The sequence below is a fragment of the Allobrachymonas chironomi DSM 19884 genome, from assembly GCF_000374625.1.
Classification (GTDB): domain Bacteria; phylum Pseudomonadota; class Gammaproteobacteria; order Burkholderiales; family Burkholderiaceae_C; genus Brachymonas; species Brachymonas chironomi.
In genome coordinates, this window is record NZ_KB894770.1 from 52,251 (window position 1) to 77,690 (window position 25,440).

22 protein-coding genes are annotated in these 25,440 nt (G+C 63.9%); 19 read left to right on the plus strand and 3 right to left on the minus strand.

The window, feature by feature from the left end; genetic code table 11:
• Positions 1-205 precede the first annotated feature (205 nt).
• From C513_RS0107820 to C513_RS0107850, 7 genes are all read left to right on the plus strand, one after another.
• The gene (locus tag C513_RS0107820) at positions 206-3,079 is read left to right on the plus strand and encodes a 2-oxoglutarate dehydrogenase E1 component (protein ID WP_018715494.1); all 2,874 of its coding nucleotides are present in this window, start codon (positions 206-208) and stop codon (positions 3,077-3,079) included.
• Between the two features lie 56 nt (positions 3,080-3,135).
• Positions 3,136-4,353: a 2-oxoglutarate dehydrogenase complex dihydrolipoyllysine-residue succinyltransferase gene (odhB, locus tag C513_RS0107825; protein ID WP_018715495.1), complete on the plus strand. Its 1,218-nt coding sequence runs from the start codon at positions 3,136-3,138 to the stop codon at positions 4,351-4,353.
• A 19-nt stretch (positions 4,354-4,372) separates the two neighbouring features.
• A complete protein-coding gene (locus C513_RS0107830) occupies positions 4,373-4,690 on the plus strand; it encodes a DMT family transporter (RefSeq protein WP_018715496.1) in 318 nt (105 codons plus the stop codon).
• A 26-nt stretch (positions 4,691-4,716) separates the two neighbouring features.
• The gene (gene lpdA / locus C513_RS0107835; RefSeq protein WP_018715497.1) at positions 4,717-6,147 is read left to right on the plus strand and encodes a dihydrolipoyl dehydrogenase; all 1,431 of its coding nucleotides are present in this window, start codon (positions 4,717-4,719) and stop codon (positions 6,145-6,147) included.
• A gap of 20 nt (positions 6,148-6,167) precedes the next feature.
• Positions 6,168-7,268, plus strand: coding sequence for a cell division protein ZapE (gene zapE / locus C513_RS0107840; protein WP_018715498.1), 1,101 nt, complete (start codon positions 6,168-6,170; stop codon positions 7,266-7,268).
• A gap of 10 nt (positions 7,269-7,278) precedes the next feature.
• Positions 7,279-7,794, plus strand: coding sequence for a hypothetical protein (locus C513_RS0107845; RefSeq protein ID WP_156816068.1), 516 nt, complete (start codon positions 7,279-7,281; stop codon positions 7,792-7,794).
• 129 nt (positions 7,795-7,923) lie between these two features.
• Complete coding sequence (locus tag C513_RS0107850; protein ID WP_018715500.1) at positions 7,924-10,014, plus strand: ATP-dependent DNA helicase; 2,091 nt, start codon at positions 7,924-7,926, stop codon at positions 10,012-10,014.
• Positions 10,015-10,038: 24 nt separating this feature from the next.
• On the opposite strand, the gene C513_RS0107855 is transcribed toward C513_RS0107850, so the two are convergent.
• Positions 10,039-10,872, minus strand: a complete 834-nt coding sequence (locus C513_RS0107855) for an outer membrane protein assembly factor BamD (RefSeq protein WP_051084416.1) — start codon at positions 10,870-10,872, stop codon at positions 10,039-10,041.
• A 71-nt stretch (positions 10,873-10,943) separates the two neighbouring features.
• On the opposite strand from C513_RS0107855, the gene C513_RS0107860 reads away from it, so the two are divergent.
• The 12 genes from C513_RS0107860 (at position 10,944) to der (ending at position 23,241) form a co-directional block, all read left to right on the plus strand.
• Positions 10,944-11,936 (plus strand): RluA family pseudouridine synthase, encoded by a 993-nt coding sequence (locus C513_RS0107860; protein WP_018715502.1) that lies wholly within the window; start codon positions 10,944-10,946, stop codon positions 11,934-11,936.
• 37 nt (positions 11,937-11,973) lie between these two features.
• Positions 11,974-12,720 carry an SMC-Scp complex subunit ScpB gene (scpB, locus tag C513_RS0107865; RefSeq protein ID WP_033394959.1) on the plus strand — a complete coding sequence of 249 codons (747 nt, stop codon included), beginning with the start codon at positions 11,974-11,976 and terminating at the stop codon, positions 12,718-12,720.
• Between the two features lie 70 nt (positions 12,721-12,790).
• On the plus strand, positions 12,791-14,098 hold the full coding sequence (locus C513_RS0107870) for a pseudouridine synthase (protein WP_018715504.1): 1,308 nt from the start codon (positions 12,791-12,793) through the stop codon (positions 14,096-14,098).
• A 153-nt stretch (positions 14,099-14,251) separates the two neighbouring features.
• Entirely contained in the window at positions 14,252-14,677 is a 426-nt protein-coding gene (ndk, locus tag C513_RS0107875) for a nucleoside-diphosphate kinase (protein ID WP_018715505.1), read from the plus strand.
• Positions 14,678-14,701: 24 nt separating this feature from the next.
• Positions 14,702-15,838 (plus strand): dual-specificity RNA methyltransferase RlmN, encoded by a 1,137-nt coding sequence (rlmN, locus tag C513_RS0107880; RefSeq protein WP_018715506.1) that lies wholly within the window; start codon positions 14,702-14,704, stop codon positions 15,836-15,838.
• A complete protein-coding gene (locus C513_RS12995) occupies positions 15,831-16,337 on the plus strand; it encodes a tetratricopeptide repeat protein (protein ID WP_018715507.1) in 507 nt (168 codons plus the stop codon). The genes rlmN and C513_RS12995 overlap by 8 nt, the downstream gene beginning before the upstream one ends.
• Entirely contained in the window at positions 16,334-17,257 is a 924-nt protein-coding gene (locus tag C513_RS0107890) for a helix-turn-helix domain-containing protein (protein ID WP_018715508.1), read from the plus strand. The genes C513_RS12995 and C513_RS0107890 overlap by 4 nt, the downstream gene beginning before the upstream one ends.
• A 19-nt stretch (positions 17,258-17,276) precedes the next feature.
• A complete protein-coding gene (gene ispG / locus C513_RS0107895) occupies positions 17,277-18,539 on the plus strand; it encodes a flavodoxin-dependent (E)-4-hydroxy-3-methylbut-2-enyl-diphosphate synthase (RefSeq protein WP_026320678.1) in 1,263 nt (420 codons plus the stop codon).
• Positions 18,540-18,596: 57 nt separating this feature from the next.
• A complete protein-coding gene (hisS, locus tag C513_RS0107900) occupies positions 18,597-19,886 on the plus strand; it encodes a histidine--tRNA ligase (RefSeq protein ID WP_018715510.1) in 1,290 nt (429 codons plus the stop codon).
• A 36-nt stretch (positions 19,887-19,922) separates the two neighbouring features.
• Positions 19,923-20,678, plus strand: coding sequence for a YfgM family protein (locus C513_RS13000; protein WP_018715511.1), 756 nt, complete (start codon positions 19,923-19,925; stop codon positions 20,676-20,678).
• A 36-nt stretch (positions 20,679-20,714) separates the two neighbouring features.
• Positions 20,715-21,863: an outer membrane protein assembly factor BamB gene (locus C513_RS0107910; RefSeq protein WP_018715512.1), complete on the plus strand. Its 1,149-nt coding sequence runs from the start codon at positions 20,715-20,717 to the stop codon at positions 21,861-21,863.
• Between the two features lie 34 nt (positions 21,864-21,897).
• Positions 21,898-23,241, plus strand: coding sequence for a ribosome biogenesis GTPase Der (gene der, locus C513_RS0107915; protein WP_018715513.1), 1,344 nt, complete (start codon positions 21,898-21,900; stop codon positions 23,239-23,241).
• Here der and hpnE read toward each other — a convergent pair.
• Positions 23,223-24,560, minus strand: coding sequence for a hydroxysqualene dehydroxylase HpnE (gene hpnE, locus C513_RS0107920; RefSeq protein ID WP_018715514.1), 1,338 nt, complete (start codon positions 24,558-24,560; stop codon positions 23,223-23,225). The two genes, der and hpnE, sit on opposite strands and share 19 nt — an antisense overlap.
• A 5-nt stretch (positions 24,561-24,565) precedes the next feature.
• Positions 24,566-25,429, minus strand: a complete 864-nt coding sequence (gene hpnD, locus C513_RS0107925) for a presqualene diphosphate synthase HpnD (RefSeq protein ID WP_018715515.1) — start codon at positions 25,427-25,429, stop codon at positions 24,566-24,568.
• Positions 25,430-25,440 lie beyond the last annotated feature (11 nt).

Sequence of the window (25,440 nt, forward strand, 5' to 3'; positions counted from 1 at the left end):
TCTTGCTGTACTCCCATACACGTTCCAAAGACCTTCCAGGACAAATGGTGGCACAATACCGGCTGGTAAAGAAAGTGCTCATGCGCAAGCCTTGCGTCATGCCCACTTTCTACCCAGCCGCGTCCACCATCCGGTTCAGCCGTGCCGTGGAAGGTTGAATTAACCAGCTAATGCGCCCTACAGGGGCGTGGAGGTAAGCGCAAAAATGAGCGATTCATCGATCTACCAGAGCTATAGCTCGAATACCCATCTGTTCGGCGGCGACGTGCCCTATGTCGAAGAGATGTATGAAAACTACTTGGCCAATCCCGGCAGCGTGCCGGAGGACTGGCGCCAGTATTTCGACAACCTGCAGCACCAGCCTGCGGCCGATGGCAGCAATGCACGCGATGTACCGCACCAGCCGGTAATCGCCGCTTTTGCCGAGCGCGCGAAGCAGGGCGGCACCCAGGTGGTGTACGCCAACCCCGACGTGGAAACCGGTCGCAAGCGCACGGCTGCCCAGCAGCTGATTGCCGCGTATCGCAACTCCGGCGCACGTTGGGCCGATCTGGATCCGCTCAAGCGCAGCGAACGCCCCGAGATCCCCGAGCTGGATCTGGCGTTCTACGATTTCACCGATTCCGATCTGGAAACGGTTTTCAACACCAGCAATACCTTCTTCGGCAAGGAGCGCATGCCGCTGCGCGAACTGCTGAACGCGTTGCGTGAAACCTATTGCAGCACGATTGGTGTGGAATACATGCACACCAACGAATTCGCCGAAAAGCGCTGGTGGCAACAAAAGCTCGAAACTTCCCGCGCCAAGCCGGTGTTCAACGTCGACCAGAAGAAGCGCATCCTCGACCGCCTGACGGCTGCCGAAGGCCTGGAGCGCTTCCTGCACACCAAGTATGTCGGCCAGAAGCGCTTCTCGCTGGAAGGCGGCGAGAGCTTCATCGTCTCCATGGACGAAGTGGTGCGCCAGGCTGGCGCTGCCGGCGTCCAGGAAATCGTGATCGGCATGGCCCACCGTGGTCGTCTGAACGTGCTGGTCAACACGCTGGGCAAGATGCCGCGTGACCTGTTTGCCGAATTCGAGCACACCGCCCCCGAAGACCTGCCGAGTGGTGACGTGAAATACCACCAGGGCTTCAGCTCCGATATCTCCACTGAAGGTGGTCCGGTGCACCTGAGCCTGGCGTTCAACCCGTCCCACCTGGAAATCGTCAACCCCGTGGTGGAAGGCTCCGTGCGTTCCCGCATGGACCGTCGCGATGACCCGCACGGCCAGCAGGTGCTGCCGGTGCTGGTGCACGGCGATGCGGCCTTTGCCGGTCAGGGCGTGGTCATGGAAACGCTGGCGCTGGCCGAAACGCGTGGCTACCACACCGGTGGTACCGTGCACATCGTGATCAACAACCAGATCGGTTTCACCACCTCCGACCCGCGCGACAGCCGTTCCACGCTGTACTGTACCGATGTCGTCAAGATGATGGCCACGCCGGTGCTGCATGTGAACGGTGACGATCCGGAAGCCGTGGCCCTGTGTACGCAATGGGCGATGGAGTACCGTCAGGAGTTCCACAAGGATGTGGTGATCGACATTGTCTGTTTCCGCAAGCTGGGCCACAACGAGCAGGACACTCCCATGCTCACCCAGCCGCTGATGTACACCAAGATCGGCAAGCACCCCGGCACGCGCAGGCTGTACGCCGACAAGCTGACTGCGCAAGGGCTGGGCGACACGCTGGGCGACGACATGGTCAAGGCCTATCGCGCAGCCATGGACGAAGGCCGTCACACGGTAGACCCGGTGCTGAGCAACTTCAAGAGCAAGTTTGCGGTCGACTGGTCTCCCTACCTGAACCAGAAGTGGACCGACGCTTCCGACACCGCCATCCCGCTGACCGAGTGGAAGCGCATCGCCGAGCGCATCACGACCGTACCCGAAGGCTTTAACGTGCACAGCCTGGTCAAGAAGGTTCTTGACGACCGCGCTGCCATGGGCCGCGGCGATATTCCGGTGGACTGGGGCATGGGCGAGCACATGGCCTTTGCCTCGCTGGTGTCCAGCGGCTTCCCGGTGCGCCTGTCAGGCGAGGACTGCGGTCGCGGTACCTTTACCCACCGTCACGCCGTGCTGCACGACCAGCGTCGCGAAAAATACGACGAAGGTACCTACATTCCGCTGCAGAATATTTCTGACAAGCAGGCGCCGTTTGTCGTGATCGACTCCATCCTGTCCGAAGAGGCGGTGCTGGGCTTCGAATACGGCTATGCCTCCAACGATCCGCACACCCTGGTGATCTGGGAAGCCCAGTTCGGCGACTTTGCCAACGGTGCCCAGGTGGTGATCGACCAGTTCATTGCGTCCGGCGAGGTGAAGTGGGGCCGCCTGAACGGTCTGACCCTGATGCTGCCGCACGGCTACGAAGGCCAGGGCCCCGAGCACAGCTCGGCGCGTCTGGAGCGCTTCATGCAGCTGGCGGCCGACGTCAACATGCAGATCGTGCAGCCGACCACGGCCAGCCAGATCTTCCATGTGCTGCGTCGCCAGATGGTGCGCAACCTGCGCAAGCCGCTGATCATCATGACGCCCAAGTCGCTGCTGCGCAACAAGGACGCCACTTCGCCGCTGTCCGAGTTCACCAAGGGCCACTTCCAGACCGTGATCCCCGAGCAGAACGCCGATGTGGCCAAGAAGGCCGACAAGGTCAAGCGCATCGTGCTGTGCTCCGGCAAGGTCTACTACGATCTGGTCAAGAAGCGCGAAGAGCGCGGTGCCGACGATGTCGTCATCATGCGTGTCGAGCAGCTGTACCCGTTCCCGCACAAGGCACTGGCTGCCGAGTTCAAGAAATACCCCAACGTCACCGATGTCGTGTGGTGCCAGGACGAGCCGCAGAACCAGGGCGCCTGGTTCTTCGTGCAGCACCAGATCTTCGAGAACATGTCCCAGGGCCAGAAACTGGGCTATTCCGGTCGCGCTGCCTCTGCCTCTCCGGCGGTGGGTTACGCACACCTGCACCAGGATCAGCAGAAGGCGCTGGTCGAAGGTGCCTTCACCCGCCTGAAAGGTTTTGTGCTGACGCGCTGATGCGCCGTCACAAGCATTTTTCTTACCCCTGAATAGACAACCGAGAGAAGAACATCATGGCTATCGTTGACGTCAAAGTCCCCCAACTGTCCGAATCCGTTGCCGAGGCAACCCTGCTGCAATGGAAGAAAAAGCCCGGTGAAGCCGTGGCAATCGATGAAATCCTGATCGAGGTCGAGACCGACAAGGTGGTGCTGGAAGTGCCCGCACCGTCCGCTGGCGTGCTGACCGAAATCCTCGAGCAGGACGGTGCTACCGTGACGGCCGAACAGCTGATCGCGCGCATCGACTCCGAAGCTGTCGCTGGTGCAGCCGCACCTGCCGCTGCTCCGGCGGCTGAGGCAGCTCCGGCTGCTGCAGCGCCTGCTGCCGCTGCCCCGGCCAGCACCAGCATGGCTGGTGTCGCCATGCCGGCGGCTGCCAAGCTGATGGCCGACAACAACCTGGCTGCCGGTTCCGTGCCCGGTACCGGCAAGGATGGCCGCGTGACCAAGGGTGATGTGCTGGGTGCCGTGGCTTCCGGCGCTGCTGCCAAGCCGGCGGCTGCTCCTGCCGCTCCGGTGCCGCAGGGTGCCCGTCCCGAGCAGCGCGTACCGATGACGCGCCTGCGTGCCCGTGTCGCCGAGCGTCTGCTGCAGTCCCAGTCTACCAACGCCATCCTGACCACCTTCAACGAGGTCAACATGGCACCGGTGATGGACATGCGCAAGCGCTTCCAGGAAAAGTTCGAGAAGGAGCACGGCTGCCGTCTGGGCTTCATGAGCTTCTTCGTCAAGGCGGCCGTGCACGCCCTGAAGAAGTACCCGGTCCTGAACGCCAGCGTCGATGGCAACGACATCATCTACCACGGCTACTTCGATATCGGTATTGCCGTCAGCAGCCCACGTGGCCTGGTGGTGCCGATTCTGCGTGACGTGGACCAGATGAACTTCGCCGACATCGAAAAGAAGATTGCCGAATTCGGTGCCAAGGCCAAGGAAGGCAAGCTGGGTATCGAGGAGTTGACTGGTGGTACCTTCTCCATCTCCAACGGTGGCGTGTTCGGTTCCATGATGTCCACCCCGATCATCAACCCGCCGCAGTCGGCCATCCTGGGCGTACACGCCACCAAGGATCGTGCCGTGGTCGAGAACGGCCAGGTCGTGGTGCGTCCGATGAACTATCTGGCCATGTCCTATGACCACCGCATCATCGACGGCCGTGAAGCCGTGCTGGGCCTGGTCGCCATGAAGGAAGCGCTGGAAGATCCGGCCCGCCTGCTGTTCGACATCTGATAGGAATCGATAGACAGCGATGGCCTGGATTTACCTGCTGCTGGCTGGTGTCTTCGAGATCGGCTGGCCACTCGGATTCAAGCTGTCGCAACAAGCCGAATACCGGATCAGCGGCATCGTCGGGGCCATCATCTCGATGGCCTTCAGCGGTCTGCTGCTCTGGATGGCACAGCGCGAGATTCCGATCGGTACCGCCTATGCGGTATGGACCGGAATCGGTGGCGCTGGCACCTTTCTGATCGGGGTGATGTTTTTTGGCGATCCGGCCTCGCTGGTACGATTCGTGGGCGTGGCCCTGATCGTCGGCGGTGTCATCACCCTCAAGCTTGCACACTGAGCCTGCAGTGTGAAACGGAGATCAACATGAGCACTCAATTCGACGTCATCGTCATCGGCGCCGGTCCCGGCGGCTACATCGCTGCCATCCGCGCAGCACAACTGGGCAAGAAAGTTGCCTGTATCGATGCCTGGAACAACAGCAAGGGCGGCCCGGCGCCGGGTGGCACCTGCACCAACGTGGGTTGCATTCCCTCCAAGGCCCTGCTGCAAAGCTCCGAGCATTTCGAGCACGCCAACCTGCACTTTGCCGACCACGGCATCAGCGTCAAGGACGTGAAGATGGATGTGGCCAAGATGATTGGCCGCAAGGATGATGTCGTCAAGCAGAACAACGACGGCATCCTGTACCTGTTCAAGAAGAACAAGGTCAGCTTTTTCCATGGCCGTGGCTCCTTCGTCAAGGCTGCCGAAGGTGGCTACGAAATCCAGGTTGCCAATGGCGACAAGACCGAAAGCATCAGCGGCCAGCATGTGATCGTGGCAACCGGCTCCAACGCTCGCGCACTGCCGCAGGTGGCGTTCGACGAGGAAACCGTGCTGTCCAACGACGGTGCCCTGCGCATCGGCGGCGTGCCGAAGAAGCTGGCCGTGATCGGTTCCGGCGTGATCGGTCTGGAAATGGGTTCTGTCTGGCGCCGCCTGGGTGCGGATGTCACCATCCTGGAAGGCCTGCCCACGTTCCTGGGCGCAGTCGACCAGCAGATTGCCAAGGAAGCCAAGAAGGCGTTCGACAAGCAGGGCCTGAAGATCGAGCTGGGCGTCCAGGTCGGCGACATCAAGACCAGCAAGAAGGGCGTGAGCATCGCCTACACCAATGCCAAGGGCGAAGAGCAGAAGCTGGATGCCGACAAGCTGATCGTGTCCATTGGCCGCGTGCCGAATACCGATGGCCTGAACGCTGAAGCCGTCGGCCTGAAGCTGGACGAGCGTGGCGCGATCGTGGTGGATGACGACTGCAAGACCAACCTGCCCAATGTCTGGGCCGTGGGTGACGTGGTGCGCGGCCCGATGCTGGCGCACAAGGCGGAAGAAGAGGGTGTGGCCGTGGCCGAGCGCATTGCTGGCCAGCACGGTCACGTGGACTTCGCACTGGTGCCCTGGGTCATCTACACCAGCCCGGAAATCGCCTGGGTGGGTCGTACCGAGCAGCAGCTGAAAGAGCAGGGCGTGGTCTACAAGGCGGGTACTTTCCCGTTCCTGGCCAACGGTCGCGCACGTGCCCTGGGTGACACCACCGGCATGGTGAAGTTCCTGGCCGATGCCACGACCGATGAAATCCTGGGCGTGCATATTGTCGGCCCGATGGCTTCTGAGCTGATCGCCGAAGCCTGTGTGGCCATGGCCTTCCGCGCCAGCAGCGAAGACATCGCCCGCATCTGCCATGCCCACCCGAGCCTGAGCGAATCCACCAAGGAAGCCGCCCTGGCCGTAGACAAGCGTACCCTGAACTTCTGATGACGGATCAGGAGAGTACGATGGGTCCGGTATCCCGCATCTACCAGCAACGTCTGGCAGAAAAGGGATTCCGGAGCGATCCGGCCCAGTTGCGGGCCATTCAGGAGCTGGACCGTTGCGCCGAAGAGTGGTCGCACTACAAGCGCAAGCGTTCCAGTTCACTGAAGAAATTCATCCACCGCCTGCCGGTCCCGAAAGGGGTCTACATGTACGGCGGTGTGGGTCGTGGCAAGAGCTTCCTGATGGACTGCTTCTACGACGCGGTTCCGATCAAGCGCAAGACGCGTCTGCACTTCCACGAGTTCATGCGCGAAGTCCATCGCGAACTCGCCAATCTGCAGGGCACGGAAAACCCGATTGATGTGCTTGGCGTGCGCATGGCCAAGCGCTTCAAGCTGATCTGTTTTGACGAGTTTCATGTCAACGATGTGGCTGATGCCATGCTGCTGCATCGCATGCTGCAGTCGCTGTTCGACAACCAGGTCGGCTTTGTCACTACCTCCAACTTCCGTCCGGACCAGCTCTATCCCAATGGCTTGCACCGTGATCGTATCCTGCCGGCAATTGCACTGCTGAACGAACGCCTGGAAGTGATGAGCGTAGACAACGGCACCGATTATCGTCAACGCACGCTGGAAAAGCTGCGTCTGTACCTGACCCCGATCAGCCCCGATACCGATGCCGAAATGCACCAGGCATTCGACGAGCTGAGTGCCGGCAACGACGAAGAACCGGTGTTCGAACTGAAGTCGCGCAAGATCAAGGCACGCCGCCGCCGCGGCCCGGTGATCTGGTTCGATTTCCGCGACCTGTGCGGAACGGCCAGCTCACAGAACGACTATCTGGAAATCGCCACGCAGTGTCATACCGTGCTGTTGTCCAATGTGCCCGAGATGGATGCCAGCATGTCCACCAGCGCGCGTCGCTTCACGCTGCTGATCGATGTGCTTTATGATCGTCGTGTCAAGCTGATGGTGTCGGCTGCGGTAGGGCCCACGCGTCTGTATACCAAGGGTGCGCTGGCGCACGAGTTCGTGCGTACGGCGTCGCGGCTGGAAGAAATGCAGTCGGCCGAATACCTGGCACTGGAACACCGCAGTGTCGACATCACGATTACCTGAGATCGGACTGATGCCGTTTCGTTCCCACTTCCTGCTCCCGGCTCGTCAGGCTGGTGCCGTGCTGTGCATCCTCTCGGCGGCAGCCTTGGCGGCCTGTACGCCACCAAAAATTCCCGATCCGACCCCTACGCCCGAGGAAGTGCCGTTCCTGGGCCGGCAGCTGACGCAACAGGACATTGCGCAGTTGCGCCAGCAGGTCAAGGGCCAGCGTGCCAATCTGCGTCAGGGCTGGGAGGCGGACAAGCGCAACTGCTACCAGCGCTTCTGGGTGGACGCCTGCCTGAAACAGCAGCGCCGTGACTATCTGGCGCAGGATCTGGTCCTGCAGAAGCAGGAGGTGGAGCTGAATCGCCAGGACCGCCGGCTGCAGGAAATCGACCGCCAGCTGCGCCTGCAGCAGAAGGCACACGAAGCGGCTGCGCAGTCTGCACCGGTGCCGCAGGCAGCCAGGCCCGGTCTGCCCGGCTGGGCTGCCGATGCACCACAGCAACCGGTCAGTGCCGTGCGGGCTCCGGCAACCCCCTGATGTCCCGCGCTACCTGCAGGTGTGGCCAGTCCGGTCCTGCGGGTTTGACATACAGTAGGCGTGATGCGCAGTTCTCCGACAGATTCCCCTCGGCCCGCACATAGCGAGCTGGCCGAACAGGTCACCCACATGTTGTCGGCCTATGGGCCGCTGGCACGTGACAATCCATCCTATCGCCAGCGCGATGGCCAGCTGGACATGGCCTGTGCCGTGGCCGATGCCATCGCACGCAGCGAGGCGCTGGTGGTGGAGGCCGGCACGGGCGTGGGCAAGACCTTTGCCTATCTGATCCCGGCGCTGCTCAGTGGCGAGCGCGTACTGGTATCGACCGCTACCAAGAACCTGCAGGACCAGCTCTTCACACGTGACCTGCCGTACCTCACCGGCCTGCTGGGCTTGCCGCTGCGCAAGGCCTTGCTGAAGGGGCGCAGCAGTTATCTGTGCCTGTACCGGCTGGAGCTGGCACGCCAGGATCCGGTGGTACACCTGAGAGAGCTGCAGGCCGGCATGCACCGCATCGAGCAGTTTGCGCGCAGCACCTGCAGCGGGGACATGAGCGAGCTGGAGGGCGTGGATGAACGTTCGCCGCTGCTGCCTCTGGTGACCTCCACGCGTGACAACTGTCTGGGCCAGCAATGCCCGCACAGCAAGAATTGCCATGTCAATCTGGCGCGGCGTGAGGCCATGGCGGCCGATGTGGTGGTGGTGAATCACCATCTGTTCTTTGCCGATATGGCGGTGCGCGAATCGGGGGTAGCAGAGCTGCTGCCCACCGTGCATACGGTGATTTTTGACGAGGCACACCAGCTCAACGATATCGGTACGCAGTTCCTGGGGCAGCAGCTGTCCAGCAGCCACGTGCTGGATTTCAACCGTGACATGTTGGCCACCGGCATGCAGTTGGCACGTGGTCTGGCTCCCTGGCAGGAGCTGTCGCGCGATCTGGAGCAGGCGGTGCGCGAGTGGCGGCTGGCGGGTGGTCGCCATGCCACCGGCACGCGGCTGCGCTGGACCGGCGAGATTCCCGAAGGCCTGGATCCGGATGTCTGGCTGGCAGCGATGCGCGGCCTGCAGGAGCGCCTGCAACAGACGCAGCAGGCGCTGGACATGATGTCCGAGTTGGGACCGGACTTTGTCCGGCTGCGCCAGCGTGCAGCCGAACTGATCGACAAGGTACAGCTGTTCCGGCATCCCTGCACAGACGAATCGGTGCGCTGGCTGGATGCTTCCGGCGCGCTGAGGCTGGTGCAGTCCCCCCTCGATATCGCCAGGGTGGTACGCGAGAAGCTGCTGCAAGGCAATGCACAGGCCATTCCGGAGCTGGCGGACGCGTGCGCGGATGGGTCGCAGCAAGACGATGCTGACATGCCCTGGCACGATGATCTGCCCGAGCCGGAGTGGAGCATCGTCGAGTCGCCGCTGCCTGTCGTGCAGCAGCGCGCCTGGATTTTCACGTCAGCCACCCTGGGCGAGAATGAGCGGCTGGAGTGGTTCACCCGGCCTTGCGGGCTGGATGAGGTGCCGACGCTGCGTGTCGACAGCCCCTTTGATTACGCGCGCCAGGCGGCCGTTTATGTGCCGCGCAGTTTTCCGCCACCGGGGGGTATCGATCATCTGCATGCGGTGGCCGATCTCGCGGCGCGCTCGGCCCGTGTACTGGGCGGACGCACGCTGGTGCTGACGACCACGTTGCGCGGCCTGCGCGCGATTGGCGAGCGTCTGCGTGAACAGCTGGCGCATGACAGCGGGCTGGTCGTGCTGTTGCAGGGCGAGGCGAGCAAGGCGCGGCTGATAGCGCGATTCCGCGAGGGCAGTACCGGCGCACAGGGTCAGGGTTGCGTTCTGGTGGCATCGGCCTCGTTCTGGGAAGGGGTGGATGTGCCGGGCGATGCCCTGGAGCTGGTCGTGATCGACAAACTGCCCTTTCCGCCGCCGCAGGATCCGCTGGTGGAAGCGCGCACCCGGCGGCTGGAACGTGAGGGTGGCAATGCCTTCCGCGAGTATTTCCTGCCGGAAACCGCGGTGATGCTGAAGCAGGGGGCCGGGCGGCTGATCCGCAGCGAAACAGACCAGGGCGTACTCATCATCGGCGATGCACGCCTGTTGCAGAAGAATTACGGCAATCGTCTGTTGCGCGTACTGGGTGATGTGCGTCGTCTGCCGGACGAGGCGGCACTGGACACGGCGCTGCAGCAGCTGGCCAAAACACATCAGGCCTGAAATTTCAGGCCTGATGAGGGGAGATTACCAGAGGCGGAACAGCGAGCGCTTTTCCCTGGGCTTGTAGTTCGGATCCAGATAGCGGCTCTGCGGATAGTTTTCCTTGAGCACGCGCAGGGCATCGTCACGGGGCTGCTCCATGCCCATGGCGTGGTAGGACTGCGCCATGATGCCGAGCGCCTGTTCCTGGGCTGGCGTGCCAGGATAGTTGGTCAGCGTGGACTGGGCGCGGTTGATGGCCGCCACATAGGCTTCACGGCTGAAGTAGTAGTTGGCGATGGCGACTTCGGACGAGGCCATGGCATTGACGATATAGGTCATGCGCGCGCGGGCATCGGGCGTGTAGCGCGAGTTGGGGAAGCGTGTCACCAGCTCCTTGAAGGCGGCGAAGGATTCGCGCGCGGCAGCCATGTCGCGCTCGGACAGGTCATTCGCGTTCAGGAAGTCCAGCCAGCCGGACTGCTCGTTGAAGTTGACCAGGCCCTTCAGGTAATAGGCATAGTCCAGTGCCGGGCTGGTGGGGTTCATCTGGATGAAGCGGTCGAGCGTGAAGTTGGCGTCAACGTAGTCTTCGTTCTGGTACTGGGCGTAGGCCTTTTCGAGCTGGGCCTGCTGGGCCAGCGGCGTGCCCTGGGCACGTGCTTCCAGCACGTTGTATAGCGGAATGGCCTGGTCGTAGCCACCGGACAGGCGCTCCTCGCGGGCTTCGCTGTAGATGCGGTTGGGGCTCCAGTCGGCCGTTTTCTCCTGTACCGTGGGCGGGGTCTTGCAGGCAGCCAGCAGCGTGGCCGTGCCAAGGCCCAACAGGACGGGACGGAGGTAACGGGAGATTAGAATGCTGCGATTCGGTTGAGGCATGGGTGACTACTCTTCGGTCAGGTCAGATTGCCAAAGATTATAGCCAGCAGACTTTGGCCACCAGTGAGGAAATGCAAGTGCAAGCCATAGATGACGAGGAACAGCCAGGCGCAGACGAGGTTCAGGCCGAGGCCGAACTGCGTGTGCTGCAGGTAGATGCTGCCGGCAACGGCATGCGACTGGACCGTTATCTGGCGGAGCAGGTGTCGGAGTTTTCACGCAGTTATCTGCAGCAGCTGATTGAGCAGGGGCTGTTGCGCCGTCTGGGCCAGCCCTGCAGCAAGGCGGCGACCAAGCTGCGCGTGGGCGACCGGCTGGAGCTGGAACTGCGTCCGACGGCGCAGTCCCAGGCCTTCGTGCCGCAGGATATTCCACTCGACATCGTGCATGAGGATGCGCACCTGGCCATCGTGCACAAGCCGGCCGGGCTGGTGGTGCATCCGGCAGCGGGCAACTGGAGCGGCACCTTGCTGAATGCGCTGTTGCACCATTACCCCGAATCGCGCATGTTGCCGCGTGCCGGCATCGTGCATCGGCTGGACAAGGATACCAGCGGCCTGATGGTGGTGGCGCGTGACCGCGCAGCCATGGATGGCCTGGTGCGGCAGATTGCGGCACGCGAGGTGCATCGTGAATACCAGGCGCTGGCGCATGGCATCTGGCGCGAATCGGCTGGCGGCGTGACCGCGGTCGATGCGGCCATTGGGCGCGATGTGCGCAACCGGCTGCGCATGGCAGTGGTGGATCTGGCGCACCAGGCTGGCAAGCCGGCACGCACCGACTTTCGTCTGCTGCGCCAGGGCCTGCTCGATGGTCAGCCGGTCTGCCATGTACAGGCCACGCTGCACACCGGCCGTACGCATCAGATCCGCGTGCACATGCAGCACCTCGGCCATCCACTGCTGGCCGATGCCGTGTACGGCGGCAAGCCGGTGGCCGGACTGCAGCGCCAGGCCCTGCATGCCTTCCGGCTGTCGTTGCAGCACCCGCTGACGCAGCAGCCGATACAATGCGAAGCGCCCTTGCCGGCAGACCTGCAGCAGGTGCTGCAGGCGCTGGCATGACTTTTCCCATCTGTTGCCGCCGTTGCGGTTTTCCGGCATGAACGCTTTCCAGGCCCGACGCATTCTCGAAACAGCGCTGCTGTGCGCCCAGCAGCCGCTATCGCTGCGCGAGATGCGCCAGTTGTTCGAGGATAGCGTCGCGCCCGACACCATTCGCCAGCTGCTGCACGAGATCGGCCAGAGCTGGGAGCAGCGCGGCATGGAGCTGTGTTGCGTGTCTACCGGCTGGCGTTTTCAGAGCCGGCCCGAAATGCGCGAATACCTGGACCGGCTGCACCCCGAAAAACCGCCACGCTACAGTCGCGCCACGCTGGAAACTCTGGCCATCATCGCCTACCGGCAGCCGGTGACGCGTGGCGATATCGAGGATATCCGGGGTGTCACGGTCAACTCGCAGCTGATCAGGCAGCTGGAGGATCGTGGCTGGATCGAAACCATCGGCTACCGCGAAACCGTCGGCCGGCCGGCATTGCTGGCCACCACGCGGCAGTTCCTGGATGATCTCGGCCTGTCGGCCCTGGACCAGCTGCCGGTGCTGGAAGATGCCGATCAGGCGGTGCTGCTGGAGCAGCTGGCCAGTCTGGACGCGCTGCCGGCGCAAGGCGATGCGGACAGCGATCAGCCCGAACTCGACATCACGCTGCAGCCGGTGCTTGATTCTGCTGTCGCAGAAGCGGACAATACGGGTGTTGCCAAAACGGCACCAGCGGTTGCGGACACCTCGGGAGAGGCATCCGGTTCTGCTGACACCTCCGATACATCCGATATCCCTTCGCATTCCTGATCCGGCACACGGCCGCATCCGCACGATATCCTGCCGGCATTTCTGCCGGCAGCCATGCAGGTACCACCTTATGCAAACCCCATCTGAACACGATTCCGACCAGCAGCCGTCTGCCGAGGGCAACGAGACACCGCGTCCGCGCAGCCGCAAGCCAGCCAGTCAGCCGCGCAGCCGCGCACCGCGCAAGCCTGCAGCAGATGCTACGCGCCGCCCGCGCAAGCCCGCTGAGGTTGCCGAGGGAGAGGCCATCGAGCGCGATGAAGACCTGTTTGCCGCCGTCATCTCCGGCGAATTCGATGTGGACGGACAGGGCGAGGCAGCCGAAGCACCGGCCAAGCGTGTGCTGCTGCCGCAACCCGACGCGCCCAAGCTGCACAAGGTGCTGGCCCAGGCTGGCCTGGGCTCGCGCCTGGAAATGGAACAGATGATCACCGAAGGTCGCATTTCGGTGAACAACGAGCCGGCCCACGTGGGCCAGCGCATCCAGTTTGGCGATGTCGTCAAGATCAATGGCAAACCGGTGCGCCTGCGCATTGCGCCGCCGCCCACGCGCGTGATTGCCTACCACAAACCGGTTGGCGAGCTGGTCACGCATGACGATCCGCAGAACCGCCCGACCGTGTTCCGCAAGCTGCCGCGCCTGCCGCAGGGCAAGTGGCAGTCGGTCGGTCGTCTGGACCTGAACACCGAGGGCCTGTTGCTGATCACCAACTCCGGTGCCCTGGCCAACCAGCTGATGCACCCGCGCTTCGGCCTGCAGCGCGAATACGCCGTGCGCGTCCTTGGTGCGCTGTCGGATGAGGAAAAGCAGCGTCTGCTCGACGGAGTGCAGCTCGATGATGGTCCGGCACAGTTCGGCAGCATCGAGGAGGGCGGTGGTGAAGGCGCCAACTGCTGGTATCGCGTGACGATTTCCGAAGGCCGCAACCGCGAGGTGCGCCGCATGTTCGAGGCGGTGGGCCATGCCGTGAGCCGCCTGATCCGTATCCGCTACGGCATGATGAACCTGCCGCGCTTCCTGCGTCGAGGTGCCTGGATGGAGCTGTCCGAACGCGATGTCAAGAACCTGATGGCCGAAGTCGGCCTGAAGGAAAGTGTCGATCTGGAACAGCTGCGTCGCCAGGAGCAGGGCGTGCGTCGTCGCAACCCGGATCGCCCGGGTTCTGCCGCCAGCAAGCGCGCCAAGTCCGGCCCGGGTCGCTCGGCGCCGCGCGCCGCCAGTCAGCCTGATCCGCTGCAGACCTCGTTCGGCTATCTGGATGGCCGCAAGCCGGAATCGCGTGGCAAGCGCCCGAGCGGTGGTGGTGGCCGCAGTGCGCCGGCAGGCTGGATGGGGCAGGGCAATGGCTCATCCGGCAAGCCGCGTCGCGGCAAGTAAGCGCCTGTTGCCATGGCCTGTTCCCGCGAATGCCATGGCAAGCAGGTAAAATCCCGGGGTTGTGCAGCTGACCGCATGGGCAGGTTGCGCAATCCATCCAGCCGGCCAACCCGGCCGCCCCGGATTTCATTCTCCCAACTATCAGGAAAACACATGGCTATCGAACGCACCCTCTCCATCATCAAGCCCGACGCCGTTGCCAAGAACGTGATCGGCCAGATCTACGCCCGTTTCGAGGCTGCCGGCCTGAAGGTCATCGCTGCCCGCATGATGCACCTGTCCCGCAACGAAGCCGAGGCTTTCTACGCCGTGCACAAGGAGCGTCCCTTCTTCAAGGACCTGGTCGACTTCATGATTTCCGGTCCCGTGATGGTGCAGTGTCTGGAAGGCGAAGGTGCCATCCTGAAGAACCGTGACCTGATGGGCGCCACCGATCCCAAGAAGGCCGACAAGGGCACCATCCGCGCCGACTTCGCCGACAGCATCGATGCCAACGCCGTGCACGGCTCCGACGCCGCCGAAACTGCTGCCGTGGAAGTGGCCTTCTTCTTCCCGGGCATGAACGTCTACTCCCGCTGATCGGCGGCTGACGAGGACATCACCATGACCACCACCAATCTGCTCGACTTCGATCTGGAAGGCCTGGTGGCGTGGTGCGGCCAGCTGGGCGAAAAGCGCTTTCGCGCCACCCAGCTGTTCCGCTGGATCCACCAGAAGGGTGTATCCGATTTCTCCCTGATGAGTGACCTGGCCAAATCGCTGCGCGAAAAGCTGGCTGCCCAGGCCACCATCACCCCATTGCCGGTGCTGACGCAGCAGATGTCTGCGGACGGCACCATCAAGTGGCTGTTCGACGTGGGCGGCGGCAATGCTGTCGAGGCCGTCTTCATTCCTGAAACCGACCGCGGCACGCTGTGCGTGTCCTCGCAGGCCGGTTGCGCCGTGGGCTGTCGTTTCTGCTCCACTGGCCATCAGGGTTTCAGCCGCAACCTGACCACTGGCGAAATCACGGCGCAGCTGTGGTTTGCCGAGCATTTTCTGCGCAAGCACCTGAACACCGACGAGCGCGTCATCTCCAACGTGGTGATGATGGGCATGGGTGAGCCGCTGCAGAACTACTCGGCGCTGGTGCCGGCGCTGCGCACCATGCTGGATGACCACGGCTACGGCCTGTCGCGCCGCCGCGTCACGGTGTCCACCTCGGGCGTGGTGCCCATGATGGACCGTCTGTCGCAGGATTGCCCGGTGGCGCTGGCGGTATCGCTGCATGCGCCCAATGATCCTCTGCGTGACCATCTGGTGCCGCTCAACCGCAAGTACCCGCTGGCCGAGCTGATGCAGGCCTGCCAGCGCTATCTGGAGTTCGCGCCACGCGACTTCATCACCTTCGAATATTGCATGCTGGATGGCGTCAACGACCAACCCGAGCATGCCCGTCAGCTGATCGAGCTGGTGCGCCAGTCCGGCAAGGGAGCCTGGTGCAAGTTCAACCTGATCCCGTTCAACCCCTTCCCGGAATCGGGGCTGAAGTGCTCGCCGCGTGGCACCGTGCTGGAATTCGGTCGCCTGCTGAACGAGGCCGGCATTGTCACCACGGTGCGCAAGACGCGCGGTGACGATATCGATGCCGCCTGTGGCCAGCTGGCCGGCGACGTGCAGGATCGCACGCGCGTGGAGCGCCGCATCGTGCTGCAGCGCATGGCTGATATCCAGCTGGCGCCAGGAGGGCAGGATGACTGAGTCCGGCCTGGTCCGAAGCCTGGTGGCCCTGGTGCTGACGCTGCTGCTGGCAGCCTGCAGCAGCACGCCGCCATCGATGTTCCGGGAAACGCAGGCCACACCGGCTGAACGCACACAGGCCCATCTGCAGTTGGCCATGGCCTATCTGCAACAGGGGCAGACCGATATTGCCCTGCAGGAAATCGGCAGCGTGCTGCAAGCCGATCCGGCTCAGGCCACGGCCTGGCATCTGCAAGGCATGGCCCTGCAGCAGCAGGGGCAGGGCGAACAGGCGGAGCGCAGCCTGCGCCAGGCCCTGCAGCTGGCACCGCAGGATGCCGGCATTCAACACAACCTGGCTGTGCTGCTGTGCGAGCGGCAGCAGCGCGCCGAAGCCGACCGCCTGTTTGCATCGGCCCTGACACTGCAGCCACCTGCTGCACAAGACCTGACCTTGCAGGCACGTGCGCAGTGCGCATCGTCCTCTCCCATCTCCCTATCTCAAGAGCCTCAGGAATGACCGACGTACAGAACGAGTTCCCCGCAACCGGATCCCAGGACAAGCCCCGGATTCGTCTGGATGAGCACCTCAGCCCCGGCAAGATGCTGCGCAGCGCGCGCGAGCAGGCCGGTGTGCAGATGGAAGTGCTGGCGACTGCCCTGAAGGTGCCGCCACAGCGTATCCAGGACCTCGAAAGCGATGATCTGTCGGCCATGCCGGGCGTATTTTTTGCACGCGGGCTGGCAGCCAATATCTGCCGTTACCTGGGTATCGATGCCCAGCCCGTACTATCGCGCATGCCGTCGGACAAGCCACATATCCACACCGATGACGAGTCGATCAATGCGCCGATCAACCAGTCGCGTTTCGGTGCCGGCATGCGTGGCGGCATGGGGCTGCCACTCTGGGCGATCGCCCTGGTGGCAGCGCTGGCCATCGGAGCCGTGCTGCTGTTCCTGCTGCCGACGTTCTCTGCCAAGTGGACCAGCTCCAGTGCTGCCAGTGCCGTTGCCAGCGCGCCGGCTGCTCCGATGGTGACTGGCCAGCTGGCTCCGGCAGCGGGCACGACCCTGGCTCCGGCCCCGGCATTGGCTCCCGCACCGGCGTCTGCCGCAGCACCTGCACTGCAGCCGGCAGCGCCTGCTGCCGTCACGCTGACTCCGGCCAGTGCGCCTGCATCCGCAGCGGCAACCAGCAGCGCCGGCCTGGTATTCCGCGCCAGCGGCGAAACCTGGGTACAGGTACGTGATCAGAACAACCGCACCGTGTTCGAACGCACCCTGGCTGCCGGCCAGGAGCAGGCCGTTCCGGTGGCAGCCTATCCGATCCGCGTCACGATTGGCCGCGCCGAAAACATCCAGCAGCTGCTGGATCGTGGTCAGAGCTTTGATCTGGCCGGTGTGGCGCGTACCGGCGTGGCACGCTTCCAGCTTCAGTAAGCCAGCAAGGAGAGTACAGATGGAACCCCAGACTACTCCCGTTCCGGTGTCGGTACCGCAGCGTGTCCGCACACTGCAGGCACAGGTGCGTCATGGCGACCATGTGGTCACCATCGGTGGGGATGCTCCGGTGCGCGTGCAGTCCATGACCAACACCGATACCGTGGATGCCGTTGCCACCGCCATCCAGGTCAAGGAATTGGCGCAGGCCGGTTCGGAGCTGGTGCGGATCACCGTGAACAGTCCGGAAGCGGCCCAGGCCGTGCCCTATGTCCGCGAACAGCTGGATCGCATGGGCATTCACGTGCCGCTGATCGGCGACTTTCATTACAACGGGCATCGCCTGCTGACCGAATTTCCGGACTGCGCCCAGGCCTTGTCCAAGTACCGTATCAACCCCGGCAACGTGGGCAAGGGCGACAAGAAGGACCGCCAATTCGGCCAGATGATCGAGGCCGCCATGCGCTGGGACAAGCCGGTGCGCATCGGCGTCAACTGGGGCAGCCTGGACCAGGAGCTGCTGGCCGACATGATGGACATCAACAGCCAGCGCACCGAGCCCTGGAGTGGCCAGCAGGTCATGTACGAGGCGCTGATGGCCTCGGCCATCAACTCGGCCGAGCGTGCCGTGGAAATGGGCATGGCACGTTCGCAGATCCTGCTGTCCTGCAAGGTCAGCGGTGTGCAGGACCTGATCGCCGTCTACCGCGCCCTGAGCCAGCGCTGCAACTACCCGCTGCACCTGGGCCTGACCGAGGCCGGCATGGGCGTGAAGGGTACCGTGGCGTCGGCCACGGCGCTGTCCATCCTGCTGCAGGAAGGTATCGGCGATACCATCCGCGTTTCGCTCACGCCGCAGCCGGGCGAGGCCCGCACGCAGGAGGTGGTGATCGCCTCCGAGATCCTGCAGTCGCTCGGCCTGCGCACTTTTGTACCCAGTGTCACCGCCTGCCCGGGTTGTGGCCGCACCACCAGCAGCACCTTCCAGGAGCTGGCCAAGCAGATCGATGACTTCCTGCGGGCACAGATGCCGGTCTGGCGCGATCAGTATCCCGGCGTGGAAAACATGAAGGTGGCGGTGATGGGCTGCATCGTCAACGGCCCCGGCGAAAGCAAGCATGCCGATATCGGCATCAGCCTGCCGGGTACCGGCGAGGCGCCGGCGGCCCCGGTGTTCATCGATGGCGAAAAGGCCCTGACGCTGCGTGGCGAGGGGATTGCCACCGAGTTCCAGCAGCTGGTGACTTCCTATATCGAACGGCGCTTTGGCAGCACTTCCTGAGCCCACCCTGTGGCCCGCCTGGCGGGCCTTGTGTTTCCTGCATCCGACAACAATTCAATGGCACAGAAAATTACCGCGATCAAGGGCATGAACGACATCCTGCCGCCACACTCCGCCCACTGGGAGTGGCTGGAAGGCCAGGTGCGCGAGGTCATGTCGCGTTTCGCCTACCGCAACATCCGTACCCCCATCGTCGAGCCTACCGGCCTGTTCGTGCGCAGCCTGGGTGAGGTGACTGATGTGGTCGAGAAGGAAATGTATTCCTTTGAAGACCGCCTGAACGGCGAGGCGCTGACGCTGCGCCCGGAAAACACCGCTGGCGTGGTGCGTGCCGTGGTCGAGCACAACCTGTTGTACGAGGGCGGCAAGCGCCTGTACTACATGGGCCCGATGTTCCGCCACGAGCGCCCGCAGCGCGGCCGCTACCGCCAGTTTCACCAGATTGGTGCCGAGGCACTGGGCTTTTCCGGCGCGCATGTCGATGCCGAACTGATCCTGCTGGCGCACAGCCTGTGGCAGGCGCTGGGCGTGCGTGACGTGCGCCTGGAAATCAACAGCCTGGGTCAGCCCGAAGAGCGCAAGGCGCACCGCGAGGCCCTGATCCGCCATTTCGAGGCACACCAGGAGTTGCTGGACGAAGACGGCCAGCGCCGCCTGTACAGCAACCCGCTGCGCATCCTGGACACCAAGAATCCGGCCATGAAGGACGTGGTGGAAAGTGCGCCGCGCCTGCTGGACTTTCTGGGCGAGGCCTCGCTGCAGGCCTTCGAGACGCTGCAGCAGATCCTGCGTGCGCACGACGTGGCCTATACCATCAACCCGCGCCTGGTGCGCGGCCTGGACTACTACAACCTCACGGTGTTCGAATTCATCACCGACAGCCTGGGCGCGCAGGGCACCATCTGCGCCGGGGGCCGTTATGATGGCCTGATCGAACAGGTCGGCGGCAAGCCGGCACCCGGCGTGGGTTGGGCCATGGGCGTGGAGCGCGTGCTGGAACTGCTCAAGGAGCAGGACCTGCTGCCTGCCGCACCGGTACCCGATGCCTATGCCGTGATCCCCGACATGCAATCGCTGCCGGTGGCGATGCAGGCACTGCAGCAGCTGCGCCAGGCCGGCCTGGCGGTGCAGATGCATGCCACGCCCACGGGCGAGATGGGCAGCTTCAAGTCCCAGTTCAAGAAGGCCGATGCCAGCGGCGCGCGTTTTGCGCTGGTATTTGGTGCCGACGAGCTGGCCGAAGGCTGCGTGACCATCAAGCAGCTGCGCGATGGTGCCGGCGAACAAAGCAAAAAACCGCTGGCCGAGCTGGCGCAATGGGCGAACAGCCTACAATCACAGGATTAATCCGCCCGCCGCTGGCGGGCCAGATACGGAACAAGCATGGCGATTCAGAATCTCGACCTCGAAGAACAGGAACAACTCGACAAGCTCAGGCACTTCTGGGAGAAGTGGGGCACGCTGATCACGACCGTGGTGGTGCTGGCCCTGCTGGCGTTTGCCGGCTGGCGTGGCTACCAGTGGTACGAATCCAACCAGGCTGTCAAGGCCTCGGCCCTGTACGACCAGATCCAGGCGGATGCCGATGCCGGCGATACCGCCAAGCTGGCCAACAGCCTCAAGCTGATGCAGGATGACTTTGCCTCCACCACCTACGGACAGCATGCCGGTCTGCTGGCAGCACAGGTGTTCCTGGAGAAAGGGCAGGCCGAGCAAAGCCGTGCCGCCCTGGGCATGGTCGCCGAAAAGGGCCCGGACAAGGGCCTGCAGGGTCTGGCACGCCTGCAGCTGGCGCAGCAGATGATCGGGGAGAAGCAGTTTGAGCAGGCGCAGCAGCAGCTGCAACAGGTTGATGCCAGCTATGCTGCGCTGGTGGCTGACCTGACAGGCGATATCCATACGCTGCAGAACCAGCAGCCGCAGGCGATCGAGGCCTATACCAGGGCCTGGCGCGAGCTCGACAGCAACCTGGCTTACCAGCAGATGGTGGGCATCAAGCTGACAGCACTGGGTGTGGATCTGGCCACGCTGGAAACTCCTGCAGCGGCTGCTCCTGCCAGTGCGGCAGCACCAGCAGCGGCCAGCTCTGCCACTCCGGCAGCTGCGTCGAGTGCGGCCAGTGCCTCCAGCGCAGGCTGATTTTCCCGGTTCAGGATCCCGCAACAAGGAGTACGGATGATGCAAGCAACGGTTTCCCGCAAGACTGCCACCTGGCTGGCCACCCTGTTGATGGGTGCGGCCCTGACGGCCTGTTCCAGCTACAAGCCGCCCAAGCCCACACCGCTGCAGCAAAATCCTGCCAGCGTGCCGGCCGTGACCAGCTGGACGCAGAAACTGGCCGGCAATGTGCATTTCCCGCTGCTGGTATCGGCAGAAGGCGGCCAGGTCGTGCTGGGCAGCTCCAATGGCCAGGTGCAGGCCCTGCAGGCTTCCAGCGGAGCGAGCCTGTGGCAGGCGCAGGCCGGCAAATCGCTGAGTGCCGGCGTTGGCACCGATGGCACGACTACCGCCGTGGTGGTAGACAACAACATGCTGGTGGCGCTGCGCAACGGTCAGGAAGTCTGGCGCACGCGACTGGCTTCGCAGGCCTATACGGCACCGCTGGTGGCTGGTGGTCGCGTCTTCGTGCTGACGGCTGACCGCGGCATTACCAGTTACGATGCCGCCAACGGCTACCGCCTGTGGCAGCAGACCGCCCGTGGCAACAGCGCCGACCGCATGGTGCTGGAGCAGTCCTCCCTGCTGATGCCGGCGGGCGGCATGCTGCTGGCCGGCGTTTCCGGCCGTGTGGTGGTGTTCAACCCCGACAACGGCACCGGCATGCTGGAAATGGTGCTGGCCAGCCCGCGTGGCATCCACCAGGTGGCCTCCATGGCAGACGTGATTGCCCCGGCCACGCGCGCCGATACCAGCCTGTGCGCGCGCAGCTTCCAGGCGGCGGTGGGCTGTGTCGACATGACCAATGGCAGCACCGTCTGGACGCAGCCGAGTGACGGCGCGACCGGCGTCACCGGCGATGCCGGTATCGTGATCGGCACCGACCGCACCGGCGACGTGATCGCCTGGAACCGCCAGAATGGTGACCAGCTCTGGCAGAACCGCAATCTGCGCTACCGCAACCTGAGCGCACCGCTGCTGGTGGGCAATCTGGTGGTAGTGGGTGATGGCGATGGCATGGTGCACATCCTGGACCGCAACACCGGTCTGCTGCGCAACCGCATCGCCACCGACGGCTCTGCCATCCAGACAGCACCGGTACTGGCCGGTAATACGGTGGTGGTCGTGACCTCCAGGGGCACGGTCACCGGCATCCGCCTGAACTGATTCAGGCGGAATCTGAATAAAGGAAACGGCGTACATGAAACCCGTGATCGCCCTGGTGGGGCGGCCCAACGTGGGCAAGTCCACCCTGTTCAACCGCATGACCAAGTCGCGCGATGCCATCGTGGCCGATTTTGCCGGCCTGACGCGTGATCGCCATTACGGCAATGGTCGCCAGGGCCGCCGCGAGTTCATCGTCATCGATACCGGCGGTTTCGAGCCGGATGCCGGAACCGGCAGCATTTTCCGTGAAATGGCACGCCAGACGCAGCAGGCGGTGGCCGAAGCCGATGTCGTGATCTTCGTGGTCGATGCGCGCGAGGGCCTGTCGGCGCAGGACCATGACATTGCCAACTACCTGCGCCGCCTCGGCAAGTCCACCATTCTCGCGGCCAACAAGGCCGAGGGCATGAAGGAGGGGCAGCAGCTGACCGATTTCTACGAGCTGGGCCTGGGCGAGGTGCATGCGGTATCCGCGGCGCACGGCCAGGGCATCCGCGGCCTGGTTGACCTGGCGCTGGACAGCATCGGCATTCCCGAGCCCGACGAGGACGAGGATGGCGGCGAGGAAAACAAGACCATCAAGCTGGCCGTGGCCGGTCGTCCGAACGTCGGCAAGTCCACGCTGATCAACACCTGGCTGGGCGAGGAGCGCCTGGTTGCGTTCGACCTGCCGGGTACCACGCGCGATGCCATCAGCGTGCCGTTCGAGCGTGACGGCCAGACTTACGAGCTGATCGATACGGCCGGACTGCGCCGCAAGGGCAAGGTGTTCGAGGCGATCGAAAAATTCTCGGTGGTGAAGACACTGCAGGCGATCGAATCCGCCAATGTGGTGCTGCTGTTGCTGGATGCCACGCAGGGCGTGACCGACCAGGATGCGCACATTGCCGGCTACATCCTGGAATCGGGCCGGGCCGTGGTGATTGCCATCAACAAGTGGGATGCGGTAGATGACTACCAGCGCGAGCTGGTGCTGCGCTCGGTCGAAACCCGTCTGGGCTTCCTCAAGTTCGCGGCCCTGCACTATATTTCCGCCATCAAGCGCCAGGGGGTCGGCCCGCTGTGGAAGTCGATTGCTCAGGCCTATGCGGCGGCCAACTGCAAGATGCCGACGCCGGCACTCACGCGTGCGCTGCACGAGGCGGTGCAATTCCAGGCTCCCAAGCGCTCCGGCATGTACCGTCCCAAGTTGCGTTATGCGCACCAGGGCGGCATGAACCCGCCGGTGGTGGTGGTGCACGGCAACTCGCTCGAGCACGTGACCGATGCCTACAAGCGCTATCTGGAAGGCCGTCTGCGCAAGATCTTCAATCTGACCGGTACGCCGCTGCGTATCGAGATGAAGACTTCGCACAACCCCTACGCCGACAAGGACTGAGCGGCCAACAGGCCGCTGCGTACCGCGCCTTCGAGCGTGGCCGGATAGTCGCCTTCCACGTAGTCGCCGCAGGCGCGCAGCCCCGGCAGAATCTGCATGGGCGGGCGCTGCACATCGGCGCTGCAGACAAACGTGGCGCGTTTGTCCACCAGGGTGCGGATCAGTGTCAGCAGTGACAGACCCAGTTCTGCCCGCGCCTGTTCCAACAGCGCCTGTTCATGCGCTTCCCGTGGCAGTTCGCTGCAGCTGGCGACAAAGGCCAGCAGGCGTTGGCCAGGTTGCACGCCGTCCTGTTCCGGATGGCTGAAGACAAACTGGGCCGGACCACCGGCAAGTGCCTGCATGCGCGGCAGGCGTGCCGCATCGTCCAGCGCGCACCAGGCATAGGTGGTGGCAATCGGCATCCAGCGCAGACTGTGGGCCAGCCTGATCCAGCGCTGGTAGCGTTTGTGCTGCACTTCGCAAAGGTGCGTCTGCATGCCTTGCAGCAGGCGTGCTGCCTCGGTTGCTGGCGTGGCCAGAATCACGCGATCTACCTGCAGCAGGCTGCCGTCATCCAGCTGCAATTGCCAGCCGGCGTTGGGGGAACTGGCACGCAGTGGTTCCAGGCCCTGTACCCGGCAAGCCAGACGTACATTGGCCCCCTGCGCCTGCAGCCAGTGCACGGCAGGTTCGGGCAGCAGCTGGCCCAGGGGTACGCGTGCCACCAGCGCGTCCGATCCGCCGCGCTGTGCCATCAGGGCGTCGTGGATCACGCGCAGAAAGACCTGGCCGCTGGTATGTTCTGGCAGGCTGTTGAAGGCCGATACACACAGGGGCGTAATCAGGGTGCGCAGAATGTCGGCATGCAGTCCCTGGCAGACCTGCAGCACCGTGGCACCGCTGTCACAACGGTAGCCCTGGCGTTGCCAGCGCGCAGCCACACGCAGCAGCGAGAGTCTGGCCGACGGGCTCCAGCCCTTGGCCTGCCAGATGGCGCGCAGCACGTCCCAGGCGGGCAGGGCGGAGGCCGGTGGCATGCGCAGGCCATGGCGATCGGGGCTGCGCAGATCCAGCGGCGCGCGATGCAGCAGCTGAGCCGCATCGACGCCGACTTGCTGCATCAGCTGGAGGCAGCGGGTGTATGCACCGATCAGGATATGCTGGCCGTTATCCATGGTCAGCGTGTCAGTCAGCGCCACGCTGCGGGCTCGGCCGCCGGGTTGGCGTGCGGCTTCGATCAGGCTGACATGCCAGCCCATGCGTTGTGCCTCCACCGCTGCAGCACAGCCGGCCCAGCCGGCACCGACAACGACCACATGGCCGGGGGACGCGCTCATGCCGCTCAGAGCTTGCGCACGCCGAGCGCCTGCACCTTCCAGGCCAGCCAGAATTTGCGCAGTGGCGTCAGGCTGATGCGCTGGTGCAGCACCTGGAAGTCGGACTGCTCGATTTCGCGCAGCAGCGTGCGGTAGATGCTGGCCATCATCAGGCCGGGCTTCTGGCTGCGCCGGTCGATCGTGGGCAGCAGGTCGAGCGCCCGGTCGTAGTACTGGTGGGCACGTTGCCCCTGGTACTGCATCAGGCGCCGGAAGTCTTCGGAATATTCGCGCTTGAGAAGGGTGTTGGCCTTGACGCCAAACTGTTGCAGCTCGTTGATCGGCAGGTAGATGCGGCCACGCATGGCGTCTTCGCCCACGTCGCGGATGATGTTGGTGAGCTGCAGGGCCAGACCCAGCTCGTGGGCATAGCGGGTGGTCTGCTCGTCCTGCTGGCCGAAGATGCGTGCCGAGACTTCGCCGACGATGCCGGCAACCAGATGGCAGTAGCGCTGCAGGCCGGGGAAATCCAGATAGCGCGTCTGCTGCAGATCCATCTGGCAGCCCTCGATCACCGCCAGCAGATGGCGCTGCTCGATGCCGAAGCGATCGGTCCAGGGCATTAAGGCCCGCATGACCGGATGGGTTGGCTGGCCGGCGTAGGCCTGGTGCACCTCGTTGTGCCACCAGGCCAGCTTGGCCTGGGCCACGCCGGGATCTTCCACCTCGTCCACCACATCATCCACCTCGCGACAGAAGGCGTAGAAGGCGACGATGGCGGCGCGCCGCTCGGGCGCCAGGAACAGGAAGGCATAGTAGAAGCTGCTGCCGGAGGAGGCAGCCTTCTGCTGGACGTACTCTTGCGGAGAGGCGGGCGTGGTGTCAGACATGGTGGCCGCTA